Source organism: Streptomyces sp. Tue6028 (assembly GCF_002300165.1).
In the GTDB taxonomy this organism is placed as follows: domain Bacteria; phylum Actinomycetota; class Actinomycetes; order Streptomycetales; family Streptomycetaceae; genus Streptomyces; species Streptomyces siamensis.
On record NZ_MLCE01000012.1, the window covers coordinates 337,539 to 350,942 of the forward strand.

The window sequence follows — 13,404 nt, forward strand, 5'->3', positions numbered from 1 at the left end:
CGCTCATGAGCGAACTTTTCAGCACACTTTCCGACGGCACCGCGGTCCATCGCTGGACTCTGGAGCGGTCGGGTGTGCGGGTACGGGTCCTGACGTACGGCGGGATCGTGCAGTCGGCCGAGATCCCCGACCGGGACGGGCGGACCGCGAACGTGGTGCTGGGCTTCCCCGACCTCGCGGGCTATCTCGCGCACCCGCAGCCGTACTTCGGCGCGCTGGTCGGCCGGTACGCGAACCGGATCGCGGGCGCCCGCTTCCCGCTCGACGGCTTCACCTACCACCTGACCCCGAACGACGGCCCGAACTCGCTGCACGGCGGCGAGTTCGGCTTCGACAAGCGGGTGTGGGACGCCGAGCCGGTCGACGGGGGCGTGCGGCTGTCGCGGGTCAGCCCGCACGGCGAGGAGGGCTTCCCGGGCCGGCTGGAGGTCTCGGCGACGTACACGCTCGACGCGGACGGCTCGCTGCGGATCGCGTACGAGGCGCGCACCGACGCGCCGACCGTGGTGAACCTGACCAGCCACACCTACTGGAACCTGAGCGGCGCGGGCAGCGCCGGGGGGCACGAACTGCGCCTCGCCGCCGGGCGGCTGACGCCGGTGGACGCGGACCTCATCCCGACCGGGGAGCTCGCCCCCGTCGAGGGCACGCGCTTCGACTTCCGGCAGTCCCGGAAGGTCGGCGCCGGGTACGACCACAACTTCGTGCTCGACAAGGGGGTGACGGACACCCCCGTCGAGGTGGCGGAGCTGCACGACCCGGACTCCGGGCGCCTGCTGACCGTGTCGACCACCGAGCCGGGCCTCCAGCTCTACACGGCGGACCACCTCGACGACTCGCTCCCCTACGCGCCCGGTGACGGGATCGCGCTGGAGACACAGCACTTCCCCGACTCGCCGAACCGGCCGGACTTCCCGAGCACCGAACTGCGGCCGGGCGGGGTGTACCGGTCGGAGACCGTGCTCGGCTTCTCCGTGCGCGAGCGGTGACCGTCCCCGGCACCGTCCCGCCCCCCGGTCCGCGCCGGTGAGAACGGGCGCAGAACGAGGCGAGCCCCGGTCCGGAGGTCAGGTTCCGGGCCGGGGCTGGTCTTGGGGGCGGCTCGCCGCCCGTCACGCCTCGATGATCGTGCTCAGACGACGGTCCGTGAGGGAACGGCCTGCCTGAACCTCGTACGAACCCTTCACAAACGCCCACGATCCGCTGTTCTCGTCCCAGATCTCGAAGGCGCGCCGCGGGAGTTCCACAATGGCCTCCACGCCCTCGCCCGGTCCGGCCTCGACGCCCGCGAAGGCGGCGAGCCGGCGGGCGGGCCGCCCGGGGTCGGCCTCCACGGGGGCGAGGTAGATCTGGACGACCTCGCGTCCGGCGCGCTCGCCGCTGTTGCGGACGCGGACCGTCGCGGTCGTCCCCTCGACCTCGATCGACTCGTACGTCCAGTCGGTGTATCCGAGGCCGTGCCCGAAGGCGTACGAGGGGGTCCTGCTCTCCCTGTCCCAGGCGCGGTAGCCGATGAACAGGTCCTCGGTGTACGGGAGTGCGCCGCCGTCCGGGACGACCTGGGTGACCGGGGCCTGTGCGAGGGAGCCCCAGGTGGTGGGCAGACGGCCGCCCGGCTCGTGCGCCCCGGTGAGGACGTCGGCGAGCGCGGAGCCGCCCTCCTGGCCGGGGAACCAGCTCAGCAGCACCGCGGCGACCTCGTCGCGCCACGGCAGCTCGACCGGGGAACCGGAGTTGACGACGACCACGGTGTTCGGGTTGGCGGCGGCGACGGCGTGCACCAGCTCGTCCTGACGGCCCGGCAGACGCAGATCCTTCCGGTCGAAGCCCTCGGACTCGACGCGCTCGGTGGTGGCGACCACCACGACGGCCGTGTCCGCGGCGCGGGCCGCCTCGACGGCCTCGGCGATCAGTTCGTCGGGGTCGCGCTGCGGTTCCTGATGGGTCAGCGTGAAGGTGATCGCCTTCATCGGCATGCCCTCGGGGAGGGCCACGACCTGGGTGAGGGAGACCTCCACCGGCTCGCCCACGGTGAGTTCGGCCCGGGCCCGGGGCACCGGCGCGCCGAAGAACGACAGGAACGGGTCGTCCTTGTCGGCGCGCTGGACGTCGTCGAAGTACGTGACGCCGTCGACGGTGAGGGTGAAGGCGCCCAGGCCCCTGATGCCGAAGGTGTGCGGGCCGCCGACGCGCGGGGTGAACCGGCCGGTCAGCTCGATGGTGCGCAGGGCGTCGTGGGTGACCCCCTCGGGCAGGTCGTTGCCCATCCACTGGATGTGGCCGTTGGGCGCGGAGCCGGTTCCGATGATCTCTCCGTGTGAGTCGCGGCAGACCGCGCGCAGCTCGAAACCCTGGTCGGCGACGGCGAGTTCCTCGTTCGGGTCGGCGCCGACGGCGTAGCTGAGGGCGCCTTCGGGCAGGGCGGCGGTCAGACCGTCCAGCGGGGAGACCACGTGGGCGGGGAAGACGGTGGCGGAGCCGCCGCCGAGGACGCGGGCGTCGCGGGCGGCGGCGCCGATCAGTGCCACCGTGCCCGGCCTCAGGGGCAGCGCCCTGCTTCCGTCGCGGGCCTCGTTGCGTACCAGGACGAAGGCGCGGCGGGCGATCTCGCGGGCCAGGGCCTCCCCGTCGACGGGGGCCGGCGGCTCGGTGACGACCGGTTCCGCGCCGTCCAGGATGCCGACGCGGGCGGCGAGGCGCAGGACGTTGCGGACGGCGTCGTCGACGGTGGACTCCTGGACCCGTCCGTCGCGGACGGCCTGCGCGAGCGGCGCGCCGTAGACGGTTCGCGGGCCGGGCATGGCGACGTCCAGGCCGCCCTCGACGGCGGCCGTGGTGGAGCGGGCCGCGGTCCAGTCGGAGACGTTGAAGCCGTCGAAGCCCCACTCGCCGCGCAGGATCCCGTTCACGAGGTGGTGGTGCTCGGTCATCGTGGTGCCGTTGACCGAGTTGTAGGCGGTCATGATGCCCCAGGGGCGGGCGTTCTCCACGATGGCCTCGAAGGGGGCCAGATAGAGCTCGCGCAGCGCGCGTTCGGAGACCAGGTTGTCCACCGTGAAGCGGTCGGTCTCGGCGTCGTTGGCGACGAAGTGTTTGACGGTGGTGCCGACGCCGCCCGACTGCACGCCCCGCACATAGCCCGAGCCGATGACGCCGGTCAGGTACGGGTCCTCGCTGTACGCCTCGAAGTGCCGCCCGCCGAGCGGGGAACGGTGCAGGTTCACGGTGGGCGCGAGGAGGACGTGGACGCCCTTGCGGCGGGCCTCCTGGGCGAGCAGGACGCCGGCACGCTCGGCGAGGGCCGGGTCCCAGGTGGCGGCGAGCGCGGTGGGGGACGGGAGGGCGATCGAGGGGTCGTCGGAGGTCCAGCGCACCCCGCGGACCCCGATCGGGCCGTCGGACATCACGAGGGACCGCAGTCCGATCTCGGGGAGCGCGGGCAGCGTCCACATGTCCTGCCCGGACAACAGGCGGGCCTTCGCGTCCAGATCGAGCCTGCCGAGAGCCGCCTCGACGACGGCCTCGCGGGCGTCGTCGCGCCTGTCCTGCCTGTCCTGCCTGTCCTGCCTGTCCTGCCTGTCCTGCCTGTCCTGCCTGTCCTGCCTGTCCTGCCTGTCCTTCACGGTATCCGCCACCGCGGCACCTCCTGGTCGAAGTCCTGGACGCCCACATCCTGCACCCGCCGCCTGTAGAGCGGTAGGTTTCGTGACCTCGCCGTTATTCGAAGGGTGATCGGATGCCGTACGGTGACGCCATGGCGACCAGGACCAGGAGCGAGGAGCGGCGCGCGGAGATCGTGCGCGCGGCCCTCGATGTGATCGCCGAGCGCGGCTACCGGGGCGCGAGCCTCGCCGCCGTCGCCGAGCGGGTGGGCCTCACCCAGCAGGGGCTGCTGCACCACTTCCCGACGAAGGAGGCGCTGCTCGTCGCGGTGCTCAAGGAGCGGGACCAGTGGGACGCCGTGCCCGACTCCCGGTGGCGGGCCGACCTGCTCGCCTCACTCGTCGAGTACAACGCGATGCGGCCCGGGATCATCCAGACCTTCTCCGCGCTGCTCGGCGAGAGCGTCACCGAGGGGCACCCGGCGCGCGAGTTCTTCACCGAGCGGTACGGCGCCGTGCGCGCGAGCATGGCGTCGGTGCTGCGCGCCGAGTACGGGGAGCGGCTCCCCGGCGGACTCACGCCGGAGCGCGCCGCCCCCCTGCTCGTGGCGGTGATGGACGGACTCCAGTACCAGTGGCTGCTGGACCCGGAGTCGGTGGACATGCCGGCCGCCTTCCGGGACTTCCTCGCGCTGCTGGGCGAGGACCCGGGCCCGGACGGGGCCTGAGCGGCGACCGCGCCCTGCCCGCCGCGGCTCCCCGGCACCGCCCTCGCCCCCGGCCGCGGCTCTCCAGGCCCGCCCTCACGGGATCGCCGCGACGACCTCGACCTCGACGAGGGCGTCCGGCTCGAAGAGGCGGGACGCCTCGAAGGTCATGCTGGTGGGGGCGGTTCCGGTGAGGAACTCGCGCCGCACGGCGCCGTATTCGCCGATGCCGTCGATGTCGGTCAGATACGTGCGGATGTTGATGACGTCGGCGAGGGTCGCGCCGTGCGCCTTGAGCAGGGCGTCGAGCGCCTCGAAGACCCCGCGGCTCTGGGTGGCCAGGTCCGGGCCGTCCGCGACCTGCCCGGACACGTACAACAGGACGCCTCCGCCCGGGAGTTCGACGCGGGCGACCTGCGAGTAGAAGGAGTTGGCGGGCTGCGGCGCGGAGGCCGGGTTGTCGAGTGTGATCTGCACAGGATCCCCTCAGGCCGAGGTGCGGATGTGGGTGACGGCCCGCGCGACGTCCGCGCGGGCGACGGCCGGGTCCGCGGCGGCGGACCGGTAATGCTCCAGTACGGCTTCCAGGGCGGGCAGCCGGGCCGCCTCGACCGCCAGACCCACGTCCTTCACCGCGAGCGAGGTGCCGAAGTGCACACCGTCGGCGAAGGCACGGGCGACGGCGCCGCCGAGCGGACTGTTCGCGAGAGCGGTGCGCGCGGTGTCGTCGTCGAGGCCGAGGGCCCGCGCGAGGACCATGCTCTCGGCGACCAGGGCGAGCCCGCCGAGGACGGCGGAGTTGACGACCAGTTTGAGCGCGGCGCCCGAGCCGGGCGGGCCGGTCCGGGTCACCGTCCCGAGGTGCGCCAGCACCCGCTCGACGCGGGCGGTGTCACCGCCCGCGAGGATGCCGAGCGCGCCCGCCTCCGCCCGGTCCGTGCTGCCCATGACCGGCGCGTCCACCAGCGTCACGCCCTCCCCGAGCCGTGCGGCCAGTTCCCTGACGACGTCCGGGCCGACCGTCGACATCTCCACCCAGCAGGCGCCCGCGCGCAGTTCCGGGAGGACGGCGCCGGCCACCGCGTCGAGCGCGGCCGGGTCGGCGAGCATCGTGATCACCACGTCCGCGTCGCGCACCGCCTCGGCCGGGGACGCGGCGAGCACGGCCCCCCGCGCGACGAGCGGTGCCGCCTTACCCGGCGTCCGGTTCCAGACGGTCAACGGGTGCCCGACGTCCAGGAGTCGGCGCGCCATGGGCGCGCCCATGTGTCCCAGCCCCAGGAAGGCGATCTTCTCCATCGTGTCCATGTGCGTGACGCTAGACGTGCCCCCGTGATGCGACAAGCGAATGTCTAGCATGGGATCCATGCCGAACCCGCATATCGAGATCTCGGGCTCCCCGCCGCCGGACGCATCGGCACTGGTCTCCTCGCCACCGGACTCCGCGCCATCCGACTCCCTGCCTCCGGGCTCCCCCGCAGCGGACGCCCCGGCGCCCCAGAGCGCCCCCGATCTGAGCACCACATGGCTGCGGGTCTTCCTGGAGGTGGCCCGGCACGGTTCGTTCACCGTGGCGGCGCGGACGCTGGGGTGGACCCAGTCGGCGGTGTCGCGCCAGATCTCCTCTCTGGAGGCGGCGCTCGGCGGGGCGCTCCTCTTCGACCGGCTGCCCCGGGGCGTCCGGCTGACGGAGGCCGGGCAGGTCCTCGTGCCTCACGCCGAGTCGGTGGTCGAGCGGCTCCTCGGGGCCGGCCGCGAACTGGCCGCACTGCGGGAGCGGGCCGGCGGACGCCTGCGGGTGGGCGCCTTCGCCACGGCGGACGCGGCCCTCGTCCCGCGGGCCATCGCGGCGTTCCGGGTCCGCAGCCCCGGGGTCCGGATCAGCCGCGAGGAAGGGCTCACCCCCGCGCTGCTGGACCGGCTCTCCGCCGACCGGCTCGATCTGGCGGTCGTGTCGACGACGGGCCGGGCCCGGCTGGACACCTGCGCCCTGCACCACATCCTCGACGAGTCCCTGTACGTCGCGGTCCCCGCCGGACATCCGCTCGCCGCCGAACCGTCCGTGCGGCTGTCCCGGCTCGCCGACGCCGACTGGATCTCCGGCGGTCCGCGCCCCGAGGGCACCCTCCTCGACGCGGCCCTGCGGCACGGGTTCCGGCCGCGCGTCGCACACGTCGTCGCCGAGTGGACCGCCAAGCTGGGATACGTCGCCGCCGGGCTCGGCGTCACCCTGGTCCCGGCGCTCGCGGCGGAGTCCGTGCGGCCCGACGTCGCCCTGCTCCCGGTGCTCGACGAGGACGCGCCGGCACGGGCGGTGTACGCGGCGACCGTGCGCGGACGGTCCCTGACACCGGCGGCGGAGGCGTTCCTGGCCGCGCTGCGGGAGTCGGCGACGAGGATCCCCGGCACCCGTGCCGGCGGGGCGGTGTGAACCGTCCGGCCGTGTCCGCCCCCGACTCCAGGGCGGCTTGAACCGTCCGGTCACACGGGTCTCCCGGGCCTCCCGGGCCACGCGCCATGGCGTGAGCCCCGGCCGTCACGGGATACTGCCGCCGTCCGGCAGCGTCCCCCGAGCTCCCGACCGCGCAGGAGCGAGGGGCTCCCCCCATCCCGGCGACGGAAGGTACGAACTCCCTTGACTCACCGATGCGTTCGGATCGGCATTCTCGGACTCACCCTCGTGGCGGGACTCGCGACGGCCCCCACGGCCACCGCGGGCACCGCACCCGGCACCGCACCCGCCGCCCCCACTGCCGTCGCGTCCCCCACCGTGGAGGAGCAGCGGCTCGACCGGGCGGCGCCCCAGGAGATCCTGCGCCGTTCCGGATTCGACTCCGTGGCGCCGCAGTTCGCGCGGGCCCTCGCCGACGCGGACTCCTACGCGCAGGCGGAGCACCTCGTCGAGCGGCAGGGGGCCCGGCTGTGGCGGCGGGCCGTCGACCGGGCCCAGGGCCGGGGGCCCGCGGGCGGCGACCTCAGCCGTGACGACGACCGTCCGCTGTACTGGGCACGTCTGGGCATGACCCGCGAAATCCGGGCGTGGGAGCCGGAGTTCGGCCTCTCGGACAGCCGGCGGGCCAGGCTGCTGGACACCCTGGAGCGCACTTCACGCGGCCAGGACACCGTCCGCTACCCGCACGGCCGGGACGTGCGGCGCATCCTGGTCACCGGCTTCGACCCGTTCACGCTGGACCGCGACGTCCGGATCTCCAACCCCTCGGGCGCCACCGCGCTCGCCCTCGACGGCACCGTGATCGAGACCGCGCACGGTCCCGCCCGCGTCGAGACCGTCGTCTTCCCGGTCCGCTGGCAGGACTTCGCCGACGGGACGGTCGAGCGGACGCTGCGTCCGCACCTGCCGCACGTCGACCTGTTCACCACGGTCAGTCAGGGGCGGGTCGGCCGCTTCGACGTGGAGCGCACCAACGGGGCCTGGCGGGGCGGTTTCCCGGACAATCTGAACGTCCCGGTGACCGGAACCGTGCCGGTCACCGATCCGGCCTCGCAGCCCCAGTGGACGTCGACGACACTGCCGTACGCGGCGATCGTCGCCGCGCCCACCGGCCGCTTCCCCGTCTACGACAACACCACGGTGACCGAGATCCCGGCGGGCGGCAGCGCGCCGGTCGTCCGCCCCGACGGCCCCACCGAGGGGTCGACGGCCCGTGCCGGTGGCGGAGGCGACTACCTGTCGAACGAGATCGCGTACCGCGCGACCCTGCTGCGCGACCGTCTCGGCCTGCACTCCTCGCTGCCCGGAGGACATGTGCACACGCCCGTCCTCCAGTTCGGCACGGACAACACGGACCCGGCGACCGGCACGGTCACCGACCCCGAGTTCGTGCGCAACCGGCTGGACATCATCGCGCAGGTGCGGGCGATCCTGACGGTCGCCGCGGACACGACCGCCCCCGCCGTCAGTGGGACGGAGCGAAGGCGAGACTGATGCCGAGCCCGGCCAGGACGGATCCGATGACCTTGTTCAGGGCCTTCTGGCCGCGCAGCATCAGCGTGCGCATCCGGTCGTGCGAGAAGAACACGGCGACCACGCCGAACCACAGCAGGTGGGCGAGGGACATGAACAGCCCGTAGCCCGCCTGCTGGTAGAGCGGCGTGCCGGGGCTGACGACCTGGGCGAACGTCGACACCACGAAGAGCGTCGTCTTCGGGTTGAGGACGTTGGTGAGGAACCCGGTGCGCAGCGCGGCGAGCGGGGTCAGCTCCGTCTTGTTCTCCAGGTCCACCTCGACGTCGCCGCGCGCGCGGAACGTGCGTACGCCGATGTACACGAGGTACGCCGCGCCGATCAGCTTGATCACCGTGAACAGGGCGGTCGATGACGCGATCAGCAGGCCCACGCCGAGCATCGTGTACGTCACGTGCACCAGGACGCCGGCGGCGACGCCCGTGGCGGCCAGCAGGCCCGTCCTGCGGCCGTACAGGTAGCTGTTGCGGACCACCATGGCGAAGTCGGCGCCCGGGGCGACGACGGCCAGGACGGTGATGACGGCGACGGCGAGTATCTCGGTCACGGGGTGACTTCCTCCTCGGGAGCGTCCGCTCCGGTCTCGGCGCTCTCCTCGTCGAGGAGTTCACGCGCCATCAGGGTGGCGCCGGCGACGGCTCCGGGCATCAGGAACACGGCCACGAACGGGACCAGGAACGCGAGGCCCAGCGGGGTGCCGAAGCCCCAGACCAGCATCTTGCGGGAGCGGAGCAGAGTGAGGCGTTCGCGCAGATCGACGCGGCGGCGTTGCAGGGCGACCGCGACGAGTTCCTCGGTGAGGAAGAAGCCGGTGACGAAGAAGCCGACCACCGGGACGACGGTCTGGCCGACGAAGGGCACGAAGCCCAGGGCGAAGAGCAGTACGCCCCAGACGGCGGCCCGTACGAGGATGCGGAGGCTGTCGCGCCCGGAGATCCACAGTTCCCGCCAGAGCGGCAGCCCCGACTCGGGGGCCGTGCCGTCCGGGGAGACGTCCCGGTCGACCTTCTCGGAGAGGTTCTCGTAGAACGGCTGCCCCACGAGGAGGGTGACCGCCGTGAAGGTGAGGACGGCGAGGAGCAGGGCCAGGGCGACGAGCAGGGCGGTGAGGAAGCCCCGGAACAGTCCCTGCCAGGGGCTGGTCCAGTCGTCCGCGAAGGGGGTCGCCCAGCCGATGAAGTCCTCCCCGTACAGGGCGAGGGAGACGAGGGCCGCCGCGTACAGGACCAGGGTGATGAGGCCCGGGAGCAGACCGAAGCCGAACTGCTTCCCGTGCCCGGCCACCCATCGCTGGCCCCGCACCAAGTAACCGAAGCCCACCCCAAGATCGCGCATGGAGGGAACTCTAGCGGGGCGGGCCTCCGGGCCCGGGCGGGCCCTGTGGACCCCGGCGGCGCGCACCCCGGGACGCAGCACGTCCGGTGCCGGGGCGGGCGGGTCACGCCGGGGTGACCGCGACCACCACCGTGCCGTCGGCGGCGGGCGACACCGCCGCCGAGACACGGACGGCGCCGGCGCGCGCCACCTGGCCGGCCCGGGACGCCGTGGCGAGGAGCAGCGGCTGAAGCTGTTCGAGCCCGGCGACGAGCATCTCCTCGCCGGCGACCAGGACCGGCCGGGCCGTCTGCATCACGGCGGCGGCCGCCTCCGTGAGGTCGGCGAGCGGGGGCAGCGTGGCCCGCACGACCCCCGCCCCGGCCGCCGCCGCCCGCTCCGCCAGCGCGACCTGGAGCGGCAGCAGCGGTGCGAGCGCGGCGGTCAACGCATTGGCGATACGCCGCAGTTCGGGCGAGGAACCGCGCAGGACGTCGGCGGCGGCACCCAGCACCGGGGTCAGCGCGAGCAGCGCCCCCGCGGCGATGCCGGCCGCCGCGGGCAGCAGTGGCGAGGACGCGTCGACCAGTTCGCCCAGTGCGGCCACCGCCTCCTGCACGGCGGGTTCGACCGCGTCGAGGACGGGCAGCAGGCTGTCGCCGAGCGCGGCCAGCAGCGCCTGCGCGGGTTCGCTCACGGGGTGCACCGCGAGGGGCGCCCCGCTGGTGCCCAGCCGGGTCAGGGTGTCCACGATCCGGTAGAACGCCTCCTGCACCTGCGGGGAGGCGCTCGCCTCTGCGAGTTCGGCGGTCGTCTCGCGCAGCACGCGCAGCGCCTCCGCCCCGGACCCGTCCCGGGGGTCGAAGGTGTTGACGGCGATCCTGGTGATGTTCCCTGCCGTGTCGAGGAGTTGGCCGGTGATGTCGGTCGTGCTGCGCGCCATGCGCAGCACGTCCTCCCGGCTGGGGAGCGACGGAATCGGGGACATGGGGCCTCCTCGCCACGCACGTTGCCGCTCGGCCGTTCGTTCCGGCGGTCCGGCCCTCCGTCGCGCCGGCGCCCGCACTCAGCATGCCCCTTCCGGTCCACCGGTGTTGCGCCATCCGGGCCATCACCGATGGCCGCGGTGACGGGAACGCGCTCTTGTTGCGGATGGGTCGAACAGGTACACCTCGCCGTACCGACGTGGACCGACCTGACCCGATCTCAGGAAGCCCCCGGCGCCCGGTCCGGGGAACCCCAGGAGGTACGACACGTGCGCCTGCCGAAGCCCGTCGCCAGAGCCGTCCTGACCGCCGCCGTCGCCGTGACGGCGGCGGGTTCGCTGCTGCTCGCCCCGCACAACGCCACCGCGGACCGCAGACCGCCCGTCCGTGAGGGCGCGGCCCCGGCGCACGGCGCCGCCAAGGCGCCGGCCGCTGCCACCCGCACCGCCCTCACCGCACCCGTCACCGATCTCGCGGCGGACGGCCGCGGCTACCCGCGCGAGCAGGTCCTCGGCGCGGACCCGGAGAACCCGGCCGACAAGTCCCTGAAGCTGGGCCTCGTCCCGTACCACGCCATCGCTCCGAAGCTGAACGCCCTCCAGCGGCTGGGCGACCGGGTGAGTGTCGAGGTGGCGGGCCGCTCGGCCGGCGGCCACCGCCTCTACCTGGTCACCGTCACCGCCCCGGAGTCCGCGCGCCGGGCCCGCGAGCAGGAGCGCATGCGGGAGCTCATCGAGCACGACCCCGGGGCGGCGGCGAAAGACCGGGCGGTCAGGACGGCGTACAAGACCCCGGTCTTCTTCAACAGCAACATCCACGGCGACGAGTGGGAGGGCACGGACGCGGCCCTCCGGCTGATCGAGCGGCTCGCGACCACCCGGGACGCCGGGACGGAGGACCTGCTCGCGCACAGCCGGCTGTACTTCGACATCACCGCGAACCCGGACGGCCGGATCGCCGGCACCCGTGAGAACGCATCCGGCTTCGACCTGAACCGGGACTTCGTCACCGCCTCGCAGCCCGAGGTACGCGCGATGCGGCAGATCGAGATCGACAAGCAGCCGGCCGTCATGCTCGATCTGCACGGCTATGTCAACGGCACCCTGATCGAGCCGACCACCCCGCCGCACGGCGAGAACTACGAGTACGACCTGTTCCTCAAGAACACCTACGCCAACGCCCTCGGCATGGAGGCCGCCGTCAACGGCCTGGGCCTCACGCCCGACAAGGACGGGGTGGAGCCGGCCCAGATCCCGTTCCGGGACCAGCAGGAGGGCTGGGACGACTGGCCGCCCGTCTTCACCCCGCAGTACGCGGCCTTCCACGGCACGGTCGCCGCGCACACCGTCGAGATCCCATTGACGGTGAACGGCTCGGCGTACGACACGCTGCCGGCCGCCGAGCTACGGCGGCGCTCGGCCGTCAACGTGGACGTGGCGGGTGCGGCCATGCGAGCCACCCTCGACTTCGTCCGGACCCACCGGTCCTCGCTGATCGCCGACCAGATCGAGGTGTTCCGGCGCGGGTCGGCAGGGGCCGCGCAGGTGCCGGTGTCCGCGAAGACCGTGCCCGGCGTGCCGGGCATCGGCCCCGAGGACGTCTACACGACCGTCTTCCCGCGGGCCTACGTCGTGCCGGCGGGCCGCTCCCAGCGATCCGCGACGGCCGCCGCGCGCCTGGTGGACCACCTGATCGCCGACGACGTCCGGGTGACCCGGGCGACCGGCGACTTCCGGCTGGCGGGGCGGACGTACCCGAAGGGCTCGTACGTCGTCGATCTGCACCAGCCCAAGCGCGGTCTGGCGAACGCGCTGCTGGCGGACGGCAGGGACATCAGCGACAAGGTCTCGACGATGTACGACATCTCGGGCTGGAGTCTGGGCCGGCTGTGGGGAGCGACGGTCGAGCGGGTGCCGGGCGGAAGCCTGGCGGGGGTCCCGCGCACCGCGGTCCGTTCCGCGGCGCCGGTGGGGCACGTCGCCGCGCACGGCGACCTCCGGCTCCGGCTCGACACCCCGCAGGAGGTCGCCGCCCTCAACTCCCTGCTGAGGGACGGCGTCGCGGTGCGGCGGAGCGCGGACGGCAGTGCGCTGGTGCCGTCCGCGGCCCGTGCGCGGGCCGTCTCCCTGGCGGGCGCGTACGACGTCGCCTTCGAGGCGACGAAGGGGGCCGACGGCACCCCGCTGCACGCCGCCCGGGTCGCCGCCGCGGTCACCCCCGGCGAGCTGTTCGCGCTGCGCGAGATGAACTTCGACGTGGTCCCGGTGTCGACGGCGGTCCTCGACGCGGGCTTCGACTGGTCCGCCGTCGACGTGCTGTTCGTGTCGTCGGGCCTCGATCACACGGCGCTCACCCCGTCGGCACGGACGGCCCTCGACGCGTTCCTGCGCACCCACGGTCTGGTCGGGCGCGGTGCGGTGGGCGCGGCGCTCAACACGGATGCCGGACTGCTCGCGGTGCGGCCGGTGGAGGGCGACGGCGACGCCAACGGCGTGGTGCGGGTGGTGAACTCGGGCGGGCCGGTGACGGCGGGCGCCCCTGATCACAGCTTCGTGTACGCCCCGGTCTGGTTCACGGCCGCGGGGCCGGGCGTCCGGGTCGAGCAGTCGTACGCGCCGGGCGATCCGCTGGTCTCCGGGCACTGGCGGCCCTCGGCCGACGGCACGGGAGGTCCCGCCGCGGCGGCGGGCCGCGCCTCGGTGGTCAGCGGCCCGCGCGTGGTCCTGTTCGGCACGGAACCGCTCTTCCGTGACCATCCCAAGGGCGAGTTCTCGCAGGTGGGGAGGGCTCTGCTGACGGTCTCCTGAGGC

Annotated in this window: 11 protein-coding genes; 5 read left to right on the forward strand and 6 right to left on the reverse strand. The window is 73.7% G+C overall.

Annotated elements, in window-relative coordinates; all coding sequences use genetic code 11:
* Positions 1–5: 5 nt before the first annotated feature.
* Positions 6–989: an aldose epimerase family protein gene (locus BKI49_RS11100; protein WP_095934058.1), complete on the forward strand. Its 984-nt coding sequence runs from the start codon at positions 6–8 to the stop codon at positions 987–989.
* Positions 990–1,112: 123 nt separating this feature from the next.
* On the opposite strand, the gene BKI49_RS11105 is transcribed toward BKI49_RS11100, so the two are convergent.
* On the reverse strand, positions 1,113–3,635 hold the full coding sequence (locus BKI49_RS11105; RefSeq protein WP_257004705.1) for a beta-glucosidase: 2,523 nt from the start codon (positions 3,633–3,635) through the stop codon (positions 1,113–1,115).
* Positions 3,636–3,736: 101 nt separating this feature from the next.
* On the opposite strand from BKI49_RS11105, the gene BKI49_RS11110 reads away from it, so the two are divergent.
* A complete protein-coding gene (locus BKI49_RS11110) occupies positions 3,737–4,330 on the forward strand; it encodes a TetR/AcrR family transcriptional regulator (RefSeq protein ID WP_095934060.1) in 594 nt (197 codons plus the stop codon).
* Positions 4,331–4,405: 75 nt separating this feature from the next.
* On the opposite strand, the gene BKI49_RS11115 is transcribed toward BKI49_RS11110, so the two are convergent.
* Together BKI49_RS11115 and BKI49_RS11120 are read right to left on the reverse strand one after the other, a co-directional pair.
* On the reverse strand, positions 4,406–4,786 hold the full coding sequence (locus BKI49_RS11115; RefSeq protein ID WP_095934061.1) for a RidA family protein: 381 nt from the start codon (positions 4,784–4,786) through the stop codon (positions 4,406–4,408).
* Positions 4,787–4,795: 9 nt separating this feature from the next.
* The gene (locus BKI49_RS11120) at positions 4,796–5,617 is read right to left on the reverse strand and encodes an NAD(P)-dependent oxidoreductase (protein ID WP_306453548.1); all 822 of its coding nucleotides are present in this window, start codon (positions 5,615–5,617) and stop codon (positions 4,796–4,798) included.
* 205 nt (positions 5,618–5,822) lie between these two features.
* Between BKI49_RS11120 and BKI49_RS11125 the strand changes: the two genes are divergently transcribed.
* Complete coding sequence (locus BKI49_RS11125) at positions 5,823–6,740, forward strand: LysR family transcriptional regulator (RefSeq protein ID WP_373557535.1); 918 nt, start codon at positions 5,823–5,825, stop codon at positions 6,738–6,740.
* A gap of 204 nt (positions 6,741–6,944) precedes the next feature.
* Positions 6,945–8,255 carry a pyroglutamyl-peptidase I gene (locus BKI49_RS11130; protein ID WP_095934063.1) on the forward strand — a complete coding sequence of 437 codons (1,311 nt, stop codon included), beginning with the start codon at positions 6,945–6,947 and terminating at the stop codon, positions 8,253–8,255.
* Here the strand turns inward: BKI49_RS11130 and BKI49_RS11135 are convergent.
* The 3 genes from BKI49_RS11135 to BKI49_RS11145 form a co-directional block, all read right to left on the reverse strand.
* On the reverse strand, positions 8,227–8,841 hold the full coding sequence (locus BKI49_RS11135) for a LysE family translocator (protein WP_095934064.1): 615 nt from the start codon (positions 8,839–8,841) through the stop codon (positions 8,227–8,229). The two genes, BKI49_RS11130 and BKI49_RS11135, sit on opposite strands and share 29 nt — an antisense overlap.
* Positions 8,838–9,629, reverse strand: a complete 792-nt coding sequence (locus BKI49_RS11140; protein ID WP_095934065.1) for an EI24 domain-containing protein — start codon at positions 9,627–9,629, stop codon at positions 8,838–8,840. The genes BKI49_RS11135 and BKI49_RS11140 overlap by 4 nt, the downstream gene beginning before the upstream one ends.
* Before the next feature lie 103 nt (positions 9,630–9,732).
* Positions 9,733–10,596 (reverse strand): hypothetical protein, encoded by an 864-nt coding sequence (locus BKI49_RS11145; protein WP_095934066.1) that lies wholly within the window; start codon positions 10,594–10,596, stop codon positions 9,733–9,735.
* A 267-nt stretch (positions 10,597–10,863) separates the two neighbouring features.
* On the opposite strand from BKI49_RS11145, the gene BKI49_RS11150 reads away from it, so the two are divergent.
* A complete protein-coding gene (locus BKI49_RS11150) occupies positions 10,864–13,401 on the forward strand; it encodes a M14 family zinc carboxypeptidase (protein ID WP_257004706.1) in 2,538 nt (845 codons plus the stop codon).
* Positions 13,402–13,404: the final 3 nt, after the last annotated feature.